Below are 17,844 nucleotides of genomic sequence, written 5' to 3'. Positions count from 1 at the left end.
GGTCTCGATGGCCGTCCGCAGCAACATCGTCGGCATCGACAGTCCCGAGGCACTGGAGAAGGCGCTTCGGGCGGCCTATTACCTCGCCGACGAGGGGCTGGCGACCGCAGCCTATCTCGGGCTGGCACTCGGCAAGCCATTGCTGCTCGAGGGTGCGCCGGGCGTCGGGAAGACCGAGGCCGCCAAAGCCATTGCCGCTGTCCTCGGCCGCCGCCTGATCCGCCTACAATGCTACGAAGGCATCGACGCGTCCGCCGCACTCTACGAATGGAACTATCCGCGCCAGATGCTCGCCATCCGCCGGGCCGGCGATGAGAGCATCGACATCTACGGCGAAACGTTTTTGATCGAGCGACCGATGCTGGCGACGCTGCGCGCGCCTGACTCGACCGTGCTGCTGATCGACGAAATCGATCGCGCCGACCAAGAGTTCGAAGCCTTCCTGCTCGAATTCCTGTCCGACTTCCAGATCTCGATCCCGGAACGCGGCACCGTGCGCGCCTCGGAGCGCCCAGTCGTCGTCCTCACCTCGAACCGCACGCGGGATCTTCATGAAGCGTTGCGGAGACGGTGCGTCTATCATTGGATCGACTATCCCTCGGCCGAGCGCGAAGCGCGCATCGTGATGATGCGGGCCTCCAGCGTCGCCGAGGGGACCGCGCGGGCCGTCGTCGCCGCCGTCGAGAGACTGCGACGCGAGCCGCTCAGCAAGGCGCCCGGGATCGCCGAGGCGGTCGACTGGGCTGAGGCCGCCACGTTGCTGCACAAGGGCGGTGCGCGGTGGCCCGATGCCTTCAGGCGCTCGATCGGCGTAGCCCTGAAAGACGAGGAGGATCTGCACTTTATCTCGCCGCGCCTCGATGCCCTGCTGGCGGAGGCCTCTGCATGAGCGCCGAACCCGAACTGCCGCGCGCTGCGCGCGTCTTCATCTCGTTCGTGGGGCTGTTGCGTACGAACAGGTTTGCCGTCGCACCGGAACAGACGACCTCGTTCCTGGCCGCGATCCAGCTGCTCGGTCCCCGCAGCCTGGAGGACATTCGGCAGGCAGCCCTCGCAACACTGGCCCCTCCACCGGAGCGTCGTGCAACGTTCGACCGGCTGTTCGATCTGCACTTTCGAGGCAACGAGGCAATCGAGCGCGTCGATGACGGTGAGGACGACGAGACGGTTCGGCTGCAAGAGGAGGCCCGTGGAAACGACGAGCCGCTGTTGTCGAACGACGCCAATGAGTCCGGTCTCGCAGCTGCGCGCGCCGAAGCCCTGGTCGAGCGCCGCTTTGCACAGGCCTCGACCACCGATGCGCTGCGCCGGCTGTCCCGCGAGGCGCCCAGGCGCCTGCCGAAGCGGCGCGGCCATCGCCGCATGCGGGCACGCAGCGGGCCCTACGCAGATTTGCGCCGCACCTTACGCGACTCCGTTCGCAGCGACGGCGAAATCCTCCGGCTGGGACGTTTGAAGCGGCGGCAGCGTCCACGCAAGGTACTGCTTCTCATCGACGTCTCCGGCTCGATGAAGACCCGCACCGAAGAGAATATGCAGTTCGCGCACACGCTGGTGCAGGCGGCACCTAACGTCGAGGTCTTCACCTTCGGCACGCGGCTGACCCGCATCACCCGCCCGTTACGTCTCAAGCGCCGAGAGCAGGCGCTCAGGGCCGCGGCCCATGCGGTCAGCGACTGGGACGGCGGCACCCGAATCGGAGACGCGCTTCAGGCCTTTCTCGCGGTGCCCCGCTTCGGCGGATACGCGCGGGGCGCTGCCGTGATCATCGTTTCCGACGGCCTGGAGCGGGGCGAACCCGATGCGTTGCGCGATGCGGTCGCGAAACTATCGCGCCGTGCGTGGCGCGTGAGCTGGCTGACGCCGCTCGCGGCTGGTGCCGGCTTTCGCCCGCAGACCGAAGCGCTGGTCGCCATCGAACGCTTCGTCGACGACCTCGTCGATGGAGGATCGAGCGCGTCGATCGTCGCGCACGTGCTGGCGCTGGGACAAAGGAGAGTTGCGTGACCGACATCGTCGATGGGCACCATCATATCTGGCGCCAGGCCGACCTGCCCTGGCTGGTGGGTCCGATGCAGCCGCGCATCTTCGGTCCATACGAGCCGATCCGGCGCGACTACCCGATAGAGGAATATCTCCGCGACCTCGAAGGCAGCGGCGTCACCCGCTCGGTCTATGTCCAGACCAACTGGGCCAATGACCGCTTCGAGGACGAGGCGGCTTGGGTGCAGCAGACCGCCGAGGCGCACGGCTGGCCGCATGCCATCGTGGCTTACGCCGATTTTTCAGTGGACGACGTGCGTCCACAGCTCGACCGCCTAAAGCGCTATGCCCTCGTACGCGGCGTCCGCATGCAACTGCATTGGCACGAGAACCCGCTTTATCGCTTTGCCGCGCGGTCGGATCTCTGCACCGATCCCGTGATCCAGCGCAATATCGCCCGCCTTGCAGAGTATGGCTGGAGCTTTGACCTTCAGGTGTTCACGCCGCAGATGCCGGACGCCGCACACCTTGCGGAAGCCTGCCCCAAGGTGACCTTTATCCTCCAGCACGCCGGCATGCTGGAGGACCACTCACCCTCGGGCCGCGCCGCGTGGCGCGCCGGGATGGCCCGTCTCGCCGCATGCCCGAACATCGTATCCAAACTGTCGGGGCTCGGAACCTTCATCCACCGCAACGACCCCGCGCATATCGCATCCGTCCTGACCGATACGATTGCGATCTTCGGCGCCGAACGCTGCTTGTTCGGCTCGAATTTTCCGATCGAGAAATTGTGGACCAGCTATCGCGAATTGATCGATGCGTTCCGTGCCGCCGCGGCTCCGCTACGCGATGATCAGCGCGAAGCCATTTTCAGAACCACCGCCATGCGCGTCTATCGGCTCTGAGCGCCGAGGGAACGAACGAGAACGGACACAGGGAGGGACGGAATGCCGCTGGAGATCAAGATCCTGGACTATGGCGATATCGAGCTGGAATCGAGCTTTCTGGTTCTCGGCCACGACTGCGGCCGCACCCGCCGCGTCCTCACCCTCGGTTTCCTGATCCTCGGCGGGAAATATCCGGTCGTGGTAGATACGGGTTATCGCTCCAACCAGATCATGGAAACGCTGGGGATGCGCGGCTTGCAGTATCACGAGCACATGATCGAGAACCAGCTTGCGCGGCACGGCGTGCGGATGGGCGACGTGCGTTTCGTCTGCCACACCCATCTGCATATCGACCACGCCGGCAAGGACGATCTGTTTCCGATGAACACGACCGTCGTTCTCAACCGCCGGGAGCTCGAATATTCCGTGTCCGGCCTGATGCATCCGCAATATCCGGCGCCGGATATCAAGCATCTGATCGACCGTCTGCACACCAAGAGTGCGCTGCGCTTTCTCGACCTCGAGATCACAGGTCCCATCGAGCTGATGCCGGGTGTCTATTGCGACGCCGCGAATGCGCATACCGAGGGATCGATGAACATCATCGTCGAAACCGCCGACGGCATCGCGACCATCTGTGGCGACGTCATCTATGACTTCAACGACCAGATCGTGACGCCCTTCAACGAGATCCACGACTGGGAGCCGCGCACCACGGGCAATCACGGCACCACCAAGCGGGCCGAGAAGGCCGCCATCAAAAAGCTGCTCAGCAATTCGCGCTATCTGCTGCCGGTCCACGACCGTCCCGCCAGGATCGAAGGCGGCAACGTCGTCGGCCGGCTGCACGACCAGGTCCCTGGACCGATCGTGCAGTCCCTGCCCCAGCGCAACTGGTTTCCGGCCTAGACGCCAGAGGATCAACTGATGACGCACGTCACCTTGCGTTCCGAATTCGAGACCCTGATCGATCCTTACGCGCCAGTCGCGCAGATCGGCACCGGTTTTGACTTCACGGAGGGACCGATCTGGCATCCGGTCGATCATTATCTGCTGTTCTCCGACATGCCGGGCGACGTGCGCCGGCGCTGGGATGCGCGGCGCGGCGTCGCCGAGGTCAAGCGTCCCTCGAACAAATGCAACGGCATGACCTATGACGCCGAGCTCAATTTGATCGTTTGCGAGCACGCGACATCGTCGTTGATCCGCGAACGGCCGGACGGGCGGCGCGAGGTGCTGGCCTCGCACTTTGGGGGACAGGAGCTCAACAGCCCCAACGACGTCTGCGTGCACTCCTCCGGCGCGATCTATTTCTCGGATCCCTGGTATGGCCGCATGCCGGTCTATGGCGTCGAGCGGCCGAGGCAGCTCGGCTTCCAGGGCGTCTATCGCGTCGTGCCCGGCGCCGAACCGAAGCTCGTCGTCGAGCGCAATCTGTTCGACCAGCCGAACGGGCTGTGCTTTTCGCCCGACGAGAAACTGCTCTATGTCAACGACACCGTGCAGGCACTGATCCGCGTATTCGACGTCAACGGCGACGGCTCGCTGTCGAGCGCGCGTGTGTTCGCGAGCGGCATCCGCTCCGAGCTCGAGCCCGGCTTGCCCGACGGCATGAAGTGCGACCAGCACGGCAACGTCTGGGTCACGGCACCCGGCGGGGTGTGGGTCTATTCGCCGCGGAGCGAGCTGCTCGGCAAGCTCCGCCTTCCTGAGCTCGTGGCGAACCTTACCTGGGGCGGGCCGGATTTCCGCACGCTGTACCTGACTTCGACGCACTCGGTCTATGCCATTCCCACCAAGGTCGGACCGCGCCACGAGCCCTATATGAGCGGCAAGCGAGGCAGCGGCACTGCAGCGGCCGGTTCTGCTTCCGCTGCCCCCATCCTCGCCGACGGCGAAATGCAGCTCGACCCGCGACGCTGTGCCATGATCATCCAGGACCTCCAGAACGACGTCATCATGGAGGGGGGCGCATTCACCGATTCCGGCGCACCAGGTCACGCGAAGCAGCAGCACGTCGTCGAAAACGTCCGGCGTCTGGCGGAAACGGCGCGCGCCCGCGGCGTCGCCGTCATCCATGTCTGGTTCGTCGTCGAGCCCGGCGCGCCCGGCGTGACGCTGAATGCGCCGCTGTTCGAGGGTCTCGTCGACAGCAAGGCGATGGTGCGCGGAAGCTGGGGCGCGGCACCGGTGTCAGGTCTCGAACCGAGACCCGGCGATTTCGTGGTCGAGAAAGTGCGAATGAGCGCCTGGGAAGGCACGAGGCTCGAAACGATTCTGAAAGCCACCGGTCGCGACATGATCATCAACACCGGCGCCTGGACCAACATGTCGGTCGAACACACGGCGCGGACCGGCGCCGACAAGGGCTATTTCATGATCGTTCCCGAGGATTGCTGCTCGACCATGAATGCCGATTGGCACGCTGCCTCGATCAACTTCGCCATGCAGAATGTCGCCGTCGTGACCAAGGCCAATGCGGTCATCAAAGCGCTGGGATGAGCGGTGGCGAAGCTCCTGCACCTGTCCTGCTCACCCCGCGACGACTCCTGGTCAAGCGCCGGCGCACGCGTTTTCATCGACGGCTTTCGCCGAGCTCGGCCCGATTGGGACGTGGACGTCATGGATCTCTGGCGCGAGCGCCTGCCGGAGTTTTCAGGCCCCATTGTCGAAGCCAAATATGCGCGGATGAAGGCGCAAGCCTTCAACGACGCGCAGCGGGACAGCTTCGCGGAAGCCGAGCGGATGGCGGTGCGCTTGGCGCTTGCCGATCGGGTGCTGATTTCGACGCCGATGTGGAACTTCAGCATTCCCTATAAGCTCAAGCAATTCTTCGACATCATCGTCCAGCCCGGGCTCACCTTTCGGTTCGACCCTTCGGTAGGGTATGTTCCGCTGCTGAAGGACCGGCCGACCATCGTCATCCTTGCCAGTGGCAGCGATTTCGCCACCGGAATGAACCGCGGGCGCATCGACATGGCAACGCCTTACCTGCGCGAAATTTTGCGTTTTGTCGGTATCAGCAATGTTCGCTTCGTTCCGATCGGGCCAACCACCGGACCGCAACAGCCCATCGAGGGGGCCCGCGAAAGAGCCCACCAACGTCTGACCGCAATGGCCGCGAGCTTCTGATGATCTCCGCAAGCGCCTCAAAGTTACGGCAGATTGTCTCGCAAAAAAATGTCGATGCGGATGCGCTCCTGGTCGGGGCTGATGGGCTCACCCGAACAATGCGCGAGCAGAACTCGCGCTGCGGACCGGGCCTCGTGGCCGGGATCCTGGTTGATGATGGCATCGAGCGTGCCGCGGACCAGGAAACGCCGCGTGTATTGAGTCAGCTCGTGGGCAATCCAGACCACCTCACGCGCCCGTCCCGAGGCCTCGAGCGCATCGGCGATGCCACGGTTGCCGGCGCCGCAGCAGTATATGCCGCGCAGATCGGGCTGGCGCGCGAGCAGCGCCGCAGTGAGCTCCCGCGTGCGCTCGCTGTGGTCGCGGCCCTCGATCACCGGTAGCGCGAGCAGGTTCGGATATTCGCTGGACAGGATCTGGTGGAAACCGAATTGCCGCTCGGTGTGATCGCGCAGCGACAACGACCCTGCGATCACGGCAACCGTCCCCTCGCGACCAGTGAGGAACCGTCCCATCAGCGTAGCAGCGGTGCGGCCTGCCGCCGGGTTGTCGATGCCGACATAATGCAGCCGGCGCGAGCTCGGCGCGTCCGACACGAGGGTCACCACAGCGACCCCGCGCGCGGTGAGCTCATCGATCGCGGCGCGCACCCTGGGATGGTCGAGCGCGATCACGGCGACGCCCTGATAGGCGGGCGACAGATTTTCCAGCGCGGCGGCGAGTACATCCGGATCGAACACGTCGACACGGAGGATATCAATGAAGCCGCGTTGGCCGGCGAGCCAGTCCGCGGTGCGCTGGACCTGCTCGGTCAGGTTGGTCATGAAGCTGTTGCTACCGGTCGGCAGCACGAAGGCAAAGCGGAACGTCTGCCCCCGGGCAAGCCGAGCGGCCGCGACGTCGGCTCGATAGCCGAGTTTTGCCACCGCGGCCTCGACCCGCGCCACGGTCTTGGTGCGCACGCCCTCGCGCCGGTTGACGACGCGGTCGACGGTGGCGAGCGAAACGCCCGCCGTGCGCGCGACGTCTTCAAGGGTAGCGCGAACCACCGACTGGGTCGCAACGGCTGTCATTCGCGCGCCGCCCACAACATGCCACGGGTCATCAACGTCCGGATCTCCGGTACGTCGAGCTCGTAAGCGCGGTGGCCGAGCGAGGAATAGAACACCCTGCCCGCGCCGTATCGCTTCTTCCAAACCACGGGCATGACAACGCCCTCGATCCAGGGCGCGTGCTCGCCGGTGAAGGTCGTCGTCGCCAACACCTCGTTGGCCGGGTCGACATGCATGTAGTATTGCTCGGAACGATGCTCGAAACTCTTCAGGCCCTTCATGATGGGATCATCCGGCTTCGTCAAGTCGACCTTGTAGTCAATGATGTTGCCGGGATGCGCAACCCACTGCCCGCCGCACAGGAACTGGTAATCGACGGAATCGCGGAATGCGTCGCCCATGCCGCCATGATGGCCAGCGAGCCCGACGCCGCTACGGACCGCAGCGCAGAGATTGAGCGCTTCCGCCTTCTCGATTGTCGACATGGTGTAGATCGGGATGATCAGTGACAAATCGTGAATCGCGGGATCGGCGAACGCGGCGGTGGTGGTTTCGGTCCGCACCTCGAAGCCTTCAGCCTTCAGCCAGCCGCGGATCATCGAAGCACAGAGATCGGGATCGTGCCCCGGCCAACCGCCCCATACAATCATTGCCTTGCGCATGGTCATTCCCTCAGTCGATCTGTCCGGTTTCACGCCCGGCCGGCAGCATCGCCGGCCGCTCGACGCAGCTCTCGATCTTGACGCGTCGCCCTTCGTCGGCAGAGGTCTGGAATGCCTCCATCACTTCCAGCACGTGGAAAGCAAGCGCGCCGCTGGCACGATGCGGCCGATTGTTCAGGATCGCAGATGCCATGTCGGCGACACCGATGGAACGGAACTCGCCATCGACATGACCGTGAGTCAGCGGCACCGGCTCCCATTCGCCGCCGGTCTTCGCGACCTGCACCTCGCCGCCGAAGCGGTTCGGATCGGGCACGAGCATGCTGCCCTTGTCGCCATAGATCTCGATCGGCGCGTGCCGGTGCTTCGGCACATCAAAGCTCATCGCGATCGAGACCACCGCTCCGCTCTCGAATTCCAGCGTGCCGGCGACATGGGTCGCAACTTCGACTGGGATCAGCGTTCCGTTCATCGGCTGGCTGGTGACCAGCCGCTCGGATTTCGGGCGCGCAGTCGAGCCCATTACGCTCGCCACCGGGCCGAGCAGTTGCACGAGATCGGTGATGTAGTACGGGCCCATGTCAAGCATGGGCCCGCCGCCGCGCAAATAGTAGAAACCCGGCGCCGGATGCCAACGCTCATGGCCGGGGCAGCCGAAGAACGCGCTGCCGGCCACGGGCGTGCCGATCGCACCATCGTCGATCAGCTTGCGCGCGGTCTGGTGCCCACCGCCAAGGAACGTATCGGGTGCGCAGCCGACGCGAAGACCCTTCTGCGCGGCGAGATCCATCACCTTGCGGGCTTCCGTGACGTTGATGCCGAGCGGCTTCTCGGAATGAACGTGCTTGCCGGCGTTCAGCACTGCGAGGCTGACGTCAGTGTGGGCGAGTGGCACGGTGAGATTGACGACGATCTCGACATCGTCCCGCTTGAGTAGTTGATCAACCCGCATTGCCGACAGGCCGAAGGCGGCGCCTTGCCGCTCTGCCGCATCGCTGCGCATATCGGCGAGCGCCTTGATGTCCATGACCGGGAAGCGTTGGGCCGCCTTCAGATAAGCGGTGCTGATATTGCCACAGCCGATGATGCCGATGCCGACTTTTATCATTGCGATCTCCGTGAGGTACCGTTCATCCCTTGACCGCGCCGGCGGTGAGGCCTGCGACGATGTGTTTCTGCGCCAGGAGGAAGAGAATGATCGTCGGCAAGATGGTCAACGTGATGAAGGCCAGGATCAGATGCCACTCGGACGAATACTCGCCCTGATAAACCATGATGCCGAGCGGCCAGGGATAGAGCGCGTCGGTGTTGAGCATCACCAGCGGCAGCAGATAGGCGTTCCAGCTGTTGACGAAGGTGATGGTACCGACGGTCGCCAGGATCGGCCGCGACAACGGCAACGTTACATAGCGGAAGAATTTGATATAGCTGCAGCCGTCGACCAGCGCGGCCTCCAGCAGTTCGTACGGGATGTCTTTGAAGAAACGCCGCAGCAGCAGCACGCTCATCGCAAGACCGAAGGCCGCCTGTGGCAGGGCAACGCCAAAATATGTATCGAGCAGCCCGAGATCGCGCACCTTGATGAAGAGCGGCAGCACCGCTGTCGCGGCCGGAAACAGCAGGCCCAGCGTCAGGTAGCTCAGCAACATCGAGCTGCCGTAGAACCTGATATGGGCGAAGGTGAACGCTGCCATTGAAGCGACGATCAGGGTCAGTGCCACCGTGAGGGTCGAGATGATCAGCGAGTTGCGCAAGAGCTGCCAGTAGCGTGCAGAGAACAGAATGTCGGCATAGTTCTGCCACTCCCAGTGACGTGGCAAGCCAAATGGATTGACGCGCAGTTCGCCGAGCGATTTGAAGCCACCGAACAAGGTCGCGAGCAGCGGCACCACGACGATGATGGCGACGACGGCGAGGAACACCATCTTGAACAGCATTGAGGGATCGAACGGCGCGCGGATGGCCTTCGCGTTACTCATCGCGCATGAACCATCGCTTGTACGTGAAAGCAAAGGTCACGCAGATCGCAAACAGGATGACGCCGATGGCGCTGCCGTAGCCGACCCGCATGCGCGAGATGCCGTTGTTGTAGAGAAAGCTCACTATCGTGTTCGAGGAGTCCGCTGGCCCGCCGCGCGTCAGGGGCATGACGAGGTCGAACAGCTGCAGCGAACCGACGATAGCGAAGAACACGGAGAGCCTTATCGTCGGATAGAGCAACGGGATGACCACATGCCGCAGGGCTTGCGATCGGGTCGCGCCGTCGATGCGTGCCGCCTCGACCAGGCTCTTGTCGAGGCCCTGGAGCGCTGCGATGAACAGCATCATGTGGAAGCCAAAGTACTTCCAGACGATCACGATCAGCACCGCCAGCATGGCCGTATCGGTCGAGGCCAGCAGATGCGGCGGCTCGGCGCCGAAGCTGCGCCAGATCGACGCCACAAGGCCGTAGTCGCCATCATAGACGAAGCTGAAGATCAGCCCGGTCGCGATCTCCGCCAGGATATAAGGCATGAAGAACAGCATGCGCAGCGCCACTGCCCCGCGAAAGCGCTCGGCGAGCATCAAGGTCAGCGTGAGCGCAAGCGGCAGCTGGATGGCGAGCGAAACAGCGATGATCAGCCCGTTGTTACGCAGCGCGAGCCAGAAGGCGCGGGTCTCGAGCACGAAGCGGTAATTGTCCAAGCCAATCCAGTTGGTCGGCCTGCCGAACCCGTTCCAGTTGAAGCCCGAATACCAGGCTGCTTGGCCGATCGGCAGCACAACGAACAACGTGAACAATAGCAGCGCCGGCGGCAGGAACAGGATGAGCACCGTCAGCCTGCCGTCCCAACTCGGGCCACGGACCGTGACCTGGGGCACCATCTCGCCAGCAGCACCGATCACCGACACGCTCGCGGTCCGCCGCGCCACCGTCAGTTGCCCTGCTTCCACGCCGCCTCGATCGCCTTGGCAGCCTCTTGCGGGCTCATGCTGCCGCCGGCGATTTCGGCCGTGACGTCGTTGACGACGCGGCCGACCGACGGACCCAGGCTCTGGTCATAGAAGTTCTGATGGTAATTCGACTTCGCCAGATTGGCGGCGATCAGCTTCATGAAGGCGTTGTTCAGCCCTGCGTCCGCGCCCTGCACCACCGGGATGATGAAGTTGCCGGCGGCAAGCCGCGTCTGCACATCTTTGGAGACGAAGTATTTCAGAAAATCGACGGCTTCCTTCGGCGAGCCTTTCGTAATCAGCCAACCGGTAATGCCGCCGAGCGTATCGGTCGGCGCACCCTTGCCGCCGGTCACGACCGGGAAGTCGAACCAGCACATCTTGTCTTCGGTCAATCCGACCTTGTCGGCGGCGAGAGCGCGCTGCAGATGATAGACCGTGCTGATCGCGAGCGTCATCGCCGCCTTGCCGTCGCCGAAATAGCCGACCGCCTGCGGGTTCTTGAAACCCAGGAAGCCATTCTGGAACGGCTGGAGATCCACGAGTTGCTTGAACAGCTCGCCGGATTTCTGGAAGGTTTCCCCGGCGAAGCCACCGTTCTCGCCACGCAACGCCGCATCGAACGCCGCCTTGCCGCCGATGCGCACCGCAAGATGCGTCCAGTAGAAGTGCAGCGGCCATTTGTCGGCGCCGCCGACCACGATCGGGGTTACGCCGGCGGATTTCAACGCCTTCACGGCAGCAAGCAGATCGTCCCAGCTCTTGATCCCGGCAGCATCGACCTTCCCCTTAGCCATCAGCTCCTTGTTGCAGAGGAAGCCGACCTGGGAGAGCGCTGTGGGCAGACCATAAACGCGGCCGTTGCTGGTGAAGGCGGCGAGCGCCGCGGGTGTGAGATTGTTGCTGTAGCCCTTCACAGAATCGGTGATGTCGTCGAGCACGCCGGCCTCGATCTGCGTCTTCAGGACACCGCCGGCCCAGCTGTAGATGATGTTGGGCCGGTCTTTGGATTGCAGGATGGTCGGCAGCTTGGCCTTGTAAGCCTCGTTCTCGAGGAACTGCATTTCGACTTTGACGCCCGGATGCGACCCCTCATAGGCGCGCGCAACCTCCTCCCAGATTTTGACCTGGGCCGGGTTGGCCTCGATGTGAAGCCACTTCACCGTCGTATCGGCCGCAGCCAATTTCGCTCCGAACAGGCATGCGACAACGGCCAGTCCCAGTTTCCCGAGCAGTCTCATCACATTCCTCCCAACCGCATTTATTCTTTGGCGCAATCCTGCCTTCGATTTTTGAGGTACGCAACTGAAATTCTGATCTATGCACCTCACGAAGGAGATCGCTAAGGTGCGCGGGAGAGTCGGGCGCGTCGCGCTGCCCTAACGCAATCGAGGGATATCCATGGCTGCCGTTTATTCCGACCTCGCCGGCAAGGTCGTTCTCGTCACCGGAGGCGCATCCGGAATTGGCGCTGCGATCGTGCGGCGCTTCGCCCAGCAGAAATCCAATGTCGTGTTCTTCGACATCAAAGTCGACGAGGGCCAATCCCTGGCACGCGAGCTGTCGGATCAAGGTCTTAGCGCGCGTTTCATGCGTGTCGACTTGACCGATATCGCCGCGTTACGTGCCGGCGTCGCGGAGGCGCGCAACGTGCACGGCGCGATCAACATCCTCGTCAACAATGCCGCGCACGACGAACGGCACAGCACCGAGGAAATGACACCGGAATATTGGGACAATCGTCTCGCGGTCAACTTGAAGCACCAGTTCTTTGCTGCGCAAGCCGTGTTGCCGGACATGAAGGCGGCGAACGCCGGCGCCATCATCAATTTCGGCTCGGTGTCGTGGATCGCCGGACAAGGCGGCATGGCCGCCTACACCGCCAGCAAATCAGGCGTGATCGGTCTCACGCGCTCTCTGGCGCGCGATTACGGCGCCTACAACATCCGCGTGAACGCGATCGCACCGGGATGGATCATGACCGAGCGCCAGCTCGAGAAATGGATGACGCCACAGGGCGAAGTCGAGCTGATGCAACGACAATGCCTGAAGCGCAAGCTCGTGCCGGACGAGGTCGCGAAGTTCACCATCTTCCTCGCTTCCGACGAGGCCTCCGCCTGCACAGCTCAGCACTACATCGTCGATGGCGGCTGGGTCTGAGGCGGACCAGAGACCCGGATCGTGCAATCGCTGGCGAACGGCTCGAACCTCGTCAACGAAGCTCCTGCCGAACCTTCGCCGCCGCATCGCACATCGCCTTCAATTTCCCGAACGCGACAGCGCGTGGCATGTATTTCATGCCGCAATCGGGCGCCGGAACGAGACGATCAGGCGACACATATTTCAGGCCGTTGCGAATGCGGTCGGCGACCGTGTCGACGCTCTCGATCTGGGGGTCTGCGAGGTCGAGCACGCCAAGCATGATTTTCTTTGAGGAGAGGTCCTTCAGAACACCGAGATCGAGTTTTGGCTGCGCCGCCTCGATCGAGATCTGGTCGGCAGTCGTATCGTCGAGCTCGGCGAGGAACGAATAACCGGCCGGCTTGTTCGAGCCTGGCACGACCGCCGCATAGCCGAAACACAGATGCACGACGGTCGGCACTGTGATGCCCTTCAGCGCGCGGTTGATCGCCTTGACGGCGTAGCGCCTGGCGGCATCCGGATTGTTCCGGACCCAGGGCTCGTCGAGCTGGATCACGTCCGCGCCTGCTCTTTGCAGATCGAGTGCTTCGGCATTGACGGCCTCCGCCAAGGCCATCGCGAGCTCTTCGTCGTCCTTGTAGAACTCGTTCTTGGCCTGCTGGCTCATGGTGAACGGACCCGGCAGGGTGATCTTCGCTGCACGATCGGTGTTCCTGCGCAGGAACTGCATGTCGTGCAGCTCGACCGGCCCCTTGCGTTTCACTGGCCCGACGACACGTGGCACCGGGGTCTGGGTGTTACCGGTGCGCGCCACGATTATCGCGGGATTGTCCGCGTCGATACCGTCGAGCGCCGTGGCGAAGCGGTTGGAGTAGCTCTCGCGGCGGATTTCGCCATCGGTCACGATGTCGATGCCGGCGCGCTCCATGTCGCGGATCGCGACGATCGTCGCATCATCCTGGGCCTCCTCCAGATGTTCCGCTGGCAGCCGCCACATGTCGTGCAGGCGCGTGCGCGGCACCACCTTCGACAGCATGGCGCGATTCACCAGCCATTCCGGCTGCGGATAACTTCCGACCACCGTGGTCGGGAGGATATGCGTTGGCATCGGCATGAGGGTCTCCTTCTTGTTGTTGTCGAGCGCAGCCAATCAGGTTGCGCGCGTCGCCCTGGCCGGCACTTCATCCTTGACGGGATTGCGGAGAATCCCGATCCCGGAAATCTCGATCTCCACGACGTCGCCGCCCTTCATCCACAACGGCGGATTGCGATAAGCGCCGACACCGCCGGTCGTCCCTGTGACGATGACGTCGCCTGGCGCGAGCTCGGTGAAGGTCGAGCAGTAAGCAATCAGCGCCGGCACGTCGAAGACGAGATCGGAGATCGGGGCCTTCTGCACCTCGACGCCGTTGAGCCGGGTAATCAAGGTCTGCTTGCTGACGTCGGTCAATTCGTCGGTCGTGACCATCCAGGGCCCAAAGCCGCCTGTGCCGGCGAAATTCTTGCCGGGCGCGAATTGTGAGGTGTGACGCTGCCAGTCGCGGATGCTACCGTCATTGTAGCAGGCATAACCGGCGACATGGCTCAACGCGGCTTCGCGCGAGATGCGGCGGCCGGCCTTGCCGATGACAACCGCCATCTCGCCCTCATAGTCGAATCGCTCGGATTCGAGCGGCCGGATCATCGGCTGGCCATGTCCGACCTGGCTGTTGGCGAAACGGGTGAAGATCATCGGGTGTGGCGGGGTGGGATGGCCGCTCTCGGCCAGATGCGTGGCGTAGTTGACGCCGATGCAGAAGATCTTGTCGGGATCAGGGACCGTCGGCAGCAGCGTAACGTCCTGCAGCGAATAGTCCGGCTTCTCGCCGGCAAGCTTTTTCAGTTCGTCGAGTGATCCCTTGGCAAGCAGCGTCTTCAGCGTCGGATAGGCCTTGAGACGCTTGCCGGCATCGATGACGCCGTTGTCGGTGACAATACCAAAGCTCGCGGTGCCGGCGGTCGTGAAGCTTGCAACTTTCATCAGTCAAACGCTCTCTTCGATGGAGGAAACATAGTCGTTGATCGGAAGTGCGATCGCGCCATTGCGGATCGGAACGCATTGTGGCGGGAAATCCTGGCGGAAACGGGCGCCGGCCGCCTCGGCGCGGTCGAGGAACCGCTCCAGATGGTTCATCGCCCCGGTCGGAAGATCGTGCAGAACCATCAGCGTCCAGGGCTGCCGGCTGCACTGGACAACGGCGCGCTCGGTCCAGCCGTCGGGATCGTCCCAATCGCGGGGAATCGCATTCCAGAGCACGCAGCTGTGCTTGTTGCGGATGAGGTAATCGACGACGGATGGTTTCAGCAGCCGCGTATCAAGGTTGCCGCCGCCACCGAACGGCCGGAACCAGCGCTGTGGATGGGCGAGATCACCGATCGCAGTCTGGGTGCGGCCAATTTCGCTCTTCGCTGTGTCGCGATCCGGCTGCTCACCGAGCGGGATGCTGTGGGTGAAGGTGTGATTGCCGATCCAGTGCCCCTCTCCGTGCGCGCGCATCGCAAGGCCATGCCGCGCGGGATCGGCGAGCTTCTCGCCGATGACGAAGAACGTGGTCTTGATGCCGCGCTCTCCGAGAGTGTCGAGCACGCGCTGCGTCACGTTGGGATCGGGGCCGTTGTCGAATGTCAGGGTCAGATCGAACACGCGGAATTTCCTCAGGTCGCCGGCTGCATCGCGCCCGATGCGATGTCATCGTTGGCCTGACCAGCGCGCGTGCCGGTCTGCCAGATCGCCGCCTTGCGCTCGATCCCCCGGATCGCGGCATTGAAGGCGATCGCCATGAACAGCACGAGGAGGACGCCGGCGAACACGTGCGGACTGTCGAGGATCGTGCGGTAGCGGGAGATCAAATAACCGATGCCGGCCGAGGAAATCAGCATCTCCGAGACGACGACGCCAACGATGACCAGCGCGCCTCCCACGCGGAGCCCCGACAGCACGGTCGGAATCGCCGCGGGAATGATGACGCGAACCAACCGCTGGTTCAGCGTGGCGCCCATGCTGCGTGCCGCGAGCAGGAGCTGAGGGTCGATGGTCTGGATGCCGGCGGCGGTGGCCAGCATCGTTGGCAGGAAACCGTAAATCGAGGCGAAGGCGATCTTGGATTCCGAGCCGATGCCGAGCCACACCGTGAAGACGGGATAGAGGATCACGAGCGGCACCGCATAGAGGCTCGACACCATCGGCATGATCAGGACGCGCGGACGCGGCAGGCTGCCGACGATAGCGCCAAGCAGGATGCCGCCGCCGCAGGCGAAGGCCATGGAGATCAGCACCTCATAAAGCGTCACTGCGAGCGCGTGACCGTATTCGGCCGCGTCGGTCCATCCGGCCATCAGCGTCGATGACAGGGACGGCAGGAACAGCTCGGGAATGAGACCGGTGCGCGGCAGCAGCTCCCACAGCGCAATCAGGCCGATCACGATCAGACGTCGCAGCGTCTTCGCACTTAATTTGGCGTTCATCTCCGCCTCATGCCGATTTGCGGATATGCCGCCAGATGCGGTCGCGCAAGCTCCCGAAGGCATCGCCGCTCAGCATCTCAAAGGTGCGGGGCCGCGGCAGTTGGACCTGGAGATGATCGACGATGCGGCCGGGCCGCGCCGACATCACGATCACCTCGTCGGCGAGATAGACCGCTTCGGTGAGACTGTGCGTGACGAAGACGACGGTCTTGCCGGTCGCCGCCCAGATGCGCAGCAGCTCGTCACCCATGGTCATGCGGGTCTGCTCGTCGAGCGCCGCGAACGGCTCGTCCATCAGCAGCACCGGCGGGTCCTGCACCAGCCCACGCGCGATCGAGACGCGCTGCTTCATGCCGCCCGAGAGCTCGTGCGGATGGCGCCTGCCGAATCCGTCGAGGCCGACCAGCGTGAGCGCATCCTGCGCCTTGGCGCGGCGCTCCGCCTTGGGCACGCCACGCAGGGCCAGCGGAAACTCGACGTTGTCTTCGGCCGTCAGCCAGGGAAACAGGCTCGCCTCCTGGAACACCACGCCAACCCTGTCCGGATCGGGCTGCGGAATCGGCGCGCCATTGATCGTGATCGTGCCCGAGGTCTGCTGGCGCAGGCCCGCCATCATCATCAAAAGCGTCGACTTGCCGCACCCGCTCGGGCCGACCAGCACGACGAAGCGACCCGGCTTGATATCGAGCGAAACGTCTTCCAGGGCGACCACGTCCTGGGACCTGGTCTTGAAGACCTGGCCGACATTCTTCACCTCGATCGCGCCGGCCCGCGCAGGAGGCTTCAACGGTGTCACGTTCGCCAATGGCTGCATCGCGTTTCCACCCATCTGACAAGTTCGTTGAAGGTCATGGCGATCGCGGCGACCATCACGACGCCCGCGAGGAGCTGCTTCATTTGAAAGTTCTCGCCCCAGGTCGCGATCTGGTGGCCGATGCCGTCGCGCGAGGCGTACATCTCGGCAAGGATCACGCCGGTGAGGTTGAAGATCATGGAGATTCGCAGGGCCTCCAGCAGCACCGGCAGCATGCTCGGCAGATAGACCCGGAGAGCGGTCTGCATCGGAGTTGCGCCATACGAGCGCGCCACCGTGAGATGCTCGACCTTGACCGACTCCACCGCCGTGGTCGTCGACATGATCACGATGAAGATCGTGGAGAAGAAGCCAAAGCCGACCTTCTGGGCGAAGCCGACGCCGAATACGAGGATGAACATCGGCAGGAAGATCGACTTCGGGATGCTGAAGGCAAAGAACAGCAGCGGCTTGGCCACGTCGGCGAAGTAGCGGTTCTCCGCAACCAGGAAGCCGATCACGGCACCGAAGGGGACGGCCAGCGCGAATGCAGCCAGCACTTCGGTCGCCGTCACCATCAGGTCTTTCCGCACGGCCGCGCGCTGCAGGAGGTCACCGAGCGTCGCAAACGTGTCGGACGCCGAGGGCAGCAGGCGCGGATTGACGATGCCGGTGCGCGACAGCAACTCCCACAGCGCCAGGACCGCGATGACGATCGCGATCCGTGCGAGCTTGATGGCGAGCGAGTTCTGCAT

At 63.6% G+C, this 17,844-nt stretch carries 19 protein-coding genes; 7 read left to right on the top strand and 12 right to left on the bottom strand.

From position 1 onward, the window contains the following. Positions 1–7 precede the first annotated feature (7 nt). The 6 genes from BRA1417_RS0119075 to BRA1417_RS0119050 are packed head-to-tail and all read left to right on the top strand — an operon-like array spanning position 8 to position 6,002. Entirely contained in the window at positions 8–889 is an 882-nt protein-coding gene (locus BRA1417_RS0119075; protein WP_027517166.1) for a MoxR family ATPase, read from the top strand. After that, positions 886–2,007, top strand: coding sequence for a VWA domain-containing protein (locus tag BRA1417_RS0119070; protein WP_027517165.1), 1,122 nt, complete (start codon positions 886–888; stop codon positions 2,005–2,007). Before BRA1417_RS0119075 ends, BRA1417_RS0119070 begins: the two co-directional genes overlap by 4 nt. Continuing rightward, complete coding sequence (locus BRA1417_RS0119065) at positions 2,004–2,888, top strand: amidohydrolase (RefSeq protein ID WP_027517164.1); 885 nt, start codon at positions 2,004–2,006, stop codon at positions 2,886–2,888. The genes BRA1417_RS0119070 and BRA1417_RS0119065 overlap by 4 nt, the downstream gene beginning before the upstream one ends. Positions 2,889–2,930: 42 nt before the next feature. After that, positions 2,931–3,779 (top strand): MBL fold metallo-hydrolase, encoded by an 849-nt coding sequence (locus tag BRA1417_RS0119060; protein WP_027517163.1) that lies wholly within the window; start codon positions 2,931–2,933, stop codon positions 3,777–3,779. An 18-nt stretch (positions 3,780–3,797) separates the two neighbouring features. Next, positions 3,798–5,372 (top strand): isochorismatase family protein, encoded by a 1,575-nt coding sequence (locus BRA1417_RS0119055; RefSeq protein WP_027517162.1) that lies wholly within the window; start codon positions 3,798–3,800, stop codon positions 5,370–5,372. A gap of 3 nt (positions 5,373–5,375) precedes the next feature. After that, positions 5,376–6,002 (top strand): FMN-dependent NADH-azoreductase, encoded by a 627-nt coding sequence (locus BRA1417_RS0119050; RefSeq protein WP_027517161.1) that lies wholly within the window; start codon positions 5,376–5,378, stop codon positions 6,000–6,002. A 23-nt stretch (positions 6,003–6,025) separates the two neighbouring features. Here the strand turns inward: BRA1417_RS0119050 and BRA1417_RS0119045 are convergent, their stop codons facing one another. From BRA1417_RS0119045 to BRA1417_RS0119020, 6 genes are read right to left on the bottom strand one after another with little or no spacing between them, the layout of a single operon-like run. Continuing rightward, on the bottom strand, positions 6,026–7,075 hold the full coding sequence (locus BRA1417_RS0119045; RefSeq protein WP_027517160.1) for a LacI family DNA-binding transcriptional regulator: 1,050 nt from the start codon (positions 7,073–7,075) through the stop codon (positions 6,026–6,028). Beyond that, positions 7,072–7,716: a ThuA domain-containing protein gene (locus tag BRA1417_RS0119040; RefSeq protein ID WP_027517159.1), complete on the bottom strand. Its 645-nt coding sequence runs from the start codon at positions 7,714–7,716 to the stop codon at positions 7,072–7,074. The genes BRA1417_RS0119045 and BRA1417_RS0119040 overlap by 4 nt, the downstream gene beginning before the upstream one ends. A 10-nt stretch (positions 7,717–7,726) precedes the next feature. Continuing rightward, the gene (locus BRA1417_RS0119035) at positions 7,727–8,824 is read right to left on the bottom strand and encodes a Gfo/Idh/MocA family protein (protein ID WP_027517158.1); all 1,098 of its coding nucleotides are present in this window, start codon (positions 8,822–8,824) and stop codon (positions 7,727–7,729) included. A 22-nt stretch (positions 8,825–8,846) separates the two neighbouring features. Further along, on the bottom strand, positions 8,847–9,695 hold the full coding sequence (locus BRA1417_RS0119030; RefSeq protein WP_027517157.1) for a carbohydrate ABC transporter permease: 849 nt from the start codon (positions 9,693–9,695) through the stop codon (positions 8,847–8,849). Next, a complete protein-coding gene (locus BRA1417_RS0119025) occupies positions 9,688–10,629 on the bottom strand; it encodes a carbohydrate ABC transporter permease (RefSeq protein ID WP_027517156.1) in 942 nt (313 codons plus the stop codon). The genes BRA1417_RS0119030 and BRA1417_RS0119025 overlap by 8 nt, the downstream gene beginning before the upstream one ends. A 2-nt stretch (positions 10,630–10,631) precedes the next feature. Further along, on the bottom strand, positions 10,632–11,891 hold the full coding sequence (locus BRA1417_RS0119020; RefSeq protein ID WP_027517155.1) for an extracellular solute-binding protein: 1,260 nt from the start codon (positions 11,889–11,891) through the stop codon (positions 10,632–10,634). Positions 11,892–12,051: 160 nt separating this feature from the next. Here BRA1417_RS0119020 and BRA1417_RS0119015 point away from each other — a divergent pair, with 160 nt between their 5' ends. After that, the gene (locus tag BRA1417_RS0119015) at positions 12,052–12,810 is read left to right on the top strand and encodes an SDR family NAD(P)-dependent oxidoreductase (RefSeq protein WP_027517154.1); all 759 of its coding nucleotides are present in this window, start codon (positions 12,052–12,054) and stop codon (positions 12,808–12,810) included. A 52-nt stretch (positions 12,811–12,862) separates the two neighbouring features. On the opposite strand, the gene BRA1417_RS0119010 is transcribed toward BRA1417_RS0119015, so the two are convergent. From BRA1417_RS0119010 to BRA1417_RS0118985, 6 genes are read right to left on the bottom strand one after another with little or no spacing between them, the layout of a single operon-like run. Continuing rightward, entirely contained in the window at positions 12,863–13,906 is a 1,044-nt protein-coding gene (locus tag BRA1417_RS0119010; protein ID WP_198034842.1) for a uroporphyrinogen decarboxylase family protein, read from the bottom strand. A gap of 36 nt (positions 13,907–13,942) precedes the next feature. Continuing rightward, positions 13,943–14,812, bottom strand: coding sequence for a fumarylacetoacetate hydrolase family protein (locus BRA1417_RS0119005; RefSeq protein WP_027517152.1), 870 nt, complete (start codon positions 14,810–14,812; stop codon positions 13,943–13,945). A 3-nt stretch (positions 14,813–14,815) separates the two neighbouring features. Further along, positions 14,816–15,475, bottom strand: coding sequence for a polysaccharide deacetylase family protein (locus tag BRA1417_RS0119000; protein ID WP_027517151.1), 660 nt, complete (start codon positions 15,473–15,475; stop codon positions 14,816–14,818). A gap of 11 nt (positions 15,476–15,486) precedes the next feature. Further along, complete coding sequence (locus tag BRA1417_RS0118995; protein WP_027517150.1) at positions 15,487–16,296, bottom strand: ABC transporter permease; 810 nt, start codon at positions 16,294–16,296, stop codon at positions 15,487–15,489. A 7-nt stretch (positions 16,297–16,303) separates the two neighbouring features. After that, on the bottom strand, positions 16,304–17,110 hold the full coding sequence (locus tag BRA1417_RS0118990) for an ABC transporter ATP-binding protein (RefSeq protein ID WP_051448353.1): 807 nt from the start codon (positions 17,108–17,110) through the stop codon (positions 16,304–16,306). Next, on the bottom strand, positions 17,089–17,844 hold the full coding sequence (locus BRA1417_RS0118985) for an ABC transporter permease (protein ID WP_027517148.1): 756 nt from the start codon (positions 17,842–17,844) through the stop codon (positions 17,089–17,091). The genes BRA1417_RS0118990 and BRA1417_RS0118985 overlap by 22 nt, the downstream gene beginning before the upstream one ends.

Origin of the sequence: Bradyrhizobium sp. WSM1417 (genome assembly GCF_000515415.1) — a bacterium.
Taxonomy (GTDB): Bacteria; Pseudomonadota; Alphaproteobacteria; order Rhizobiales; family Xanthobacteraceae; genus Bradyrhizobium.
This window is presented reverse-complemented; position numbering and strand designations above follow the sequence as displayed.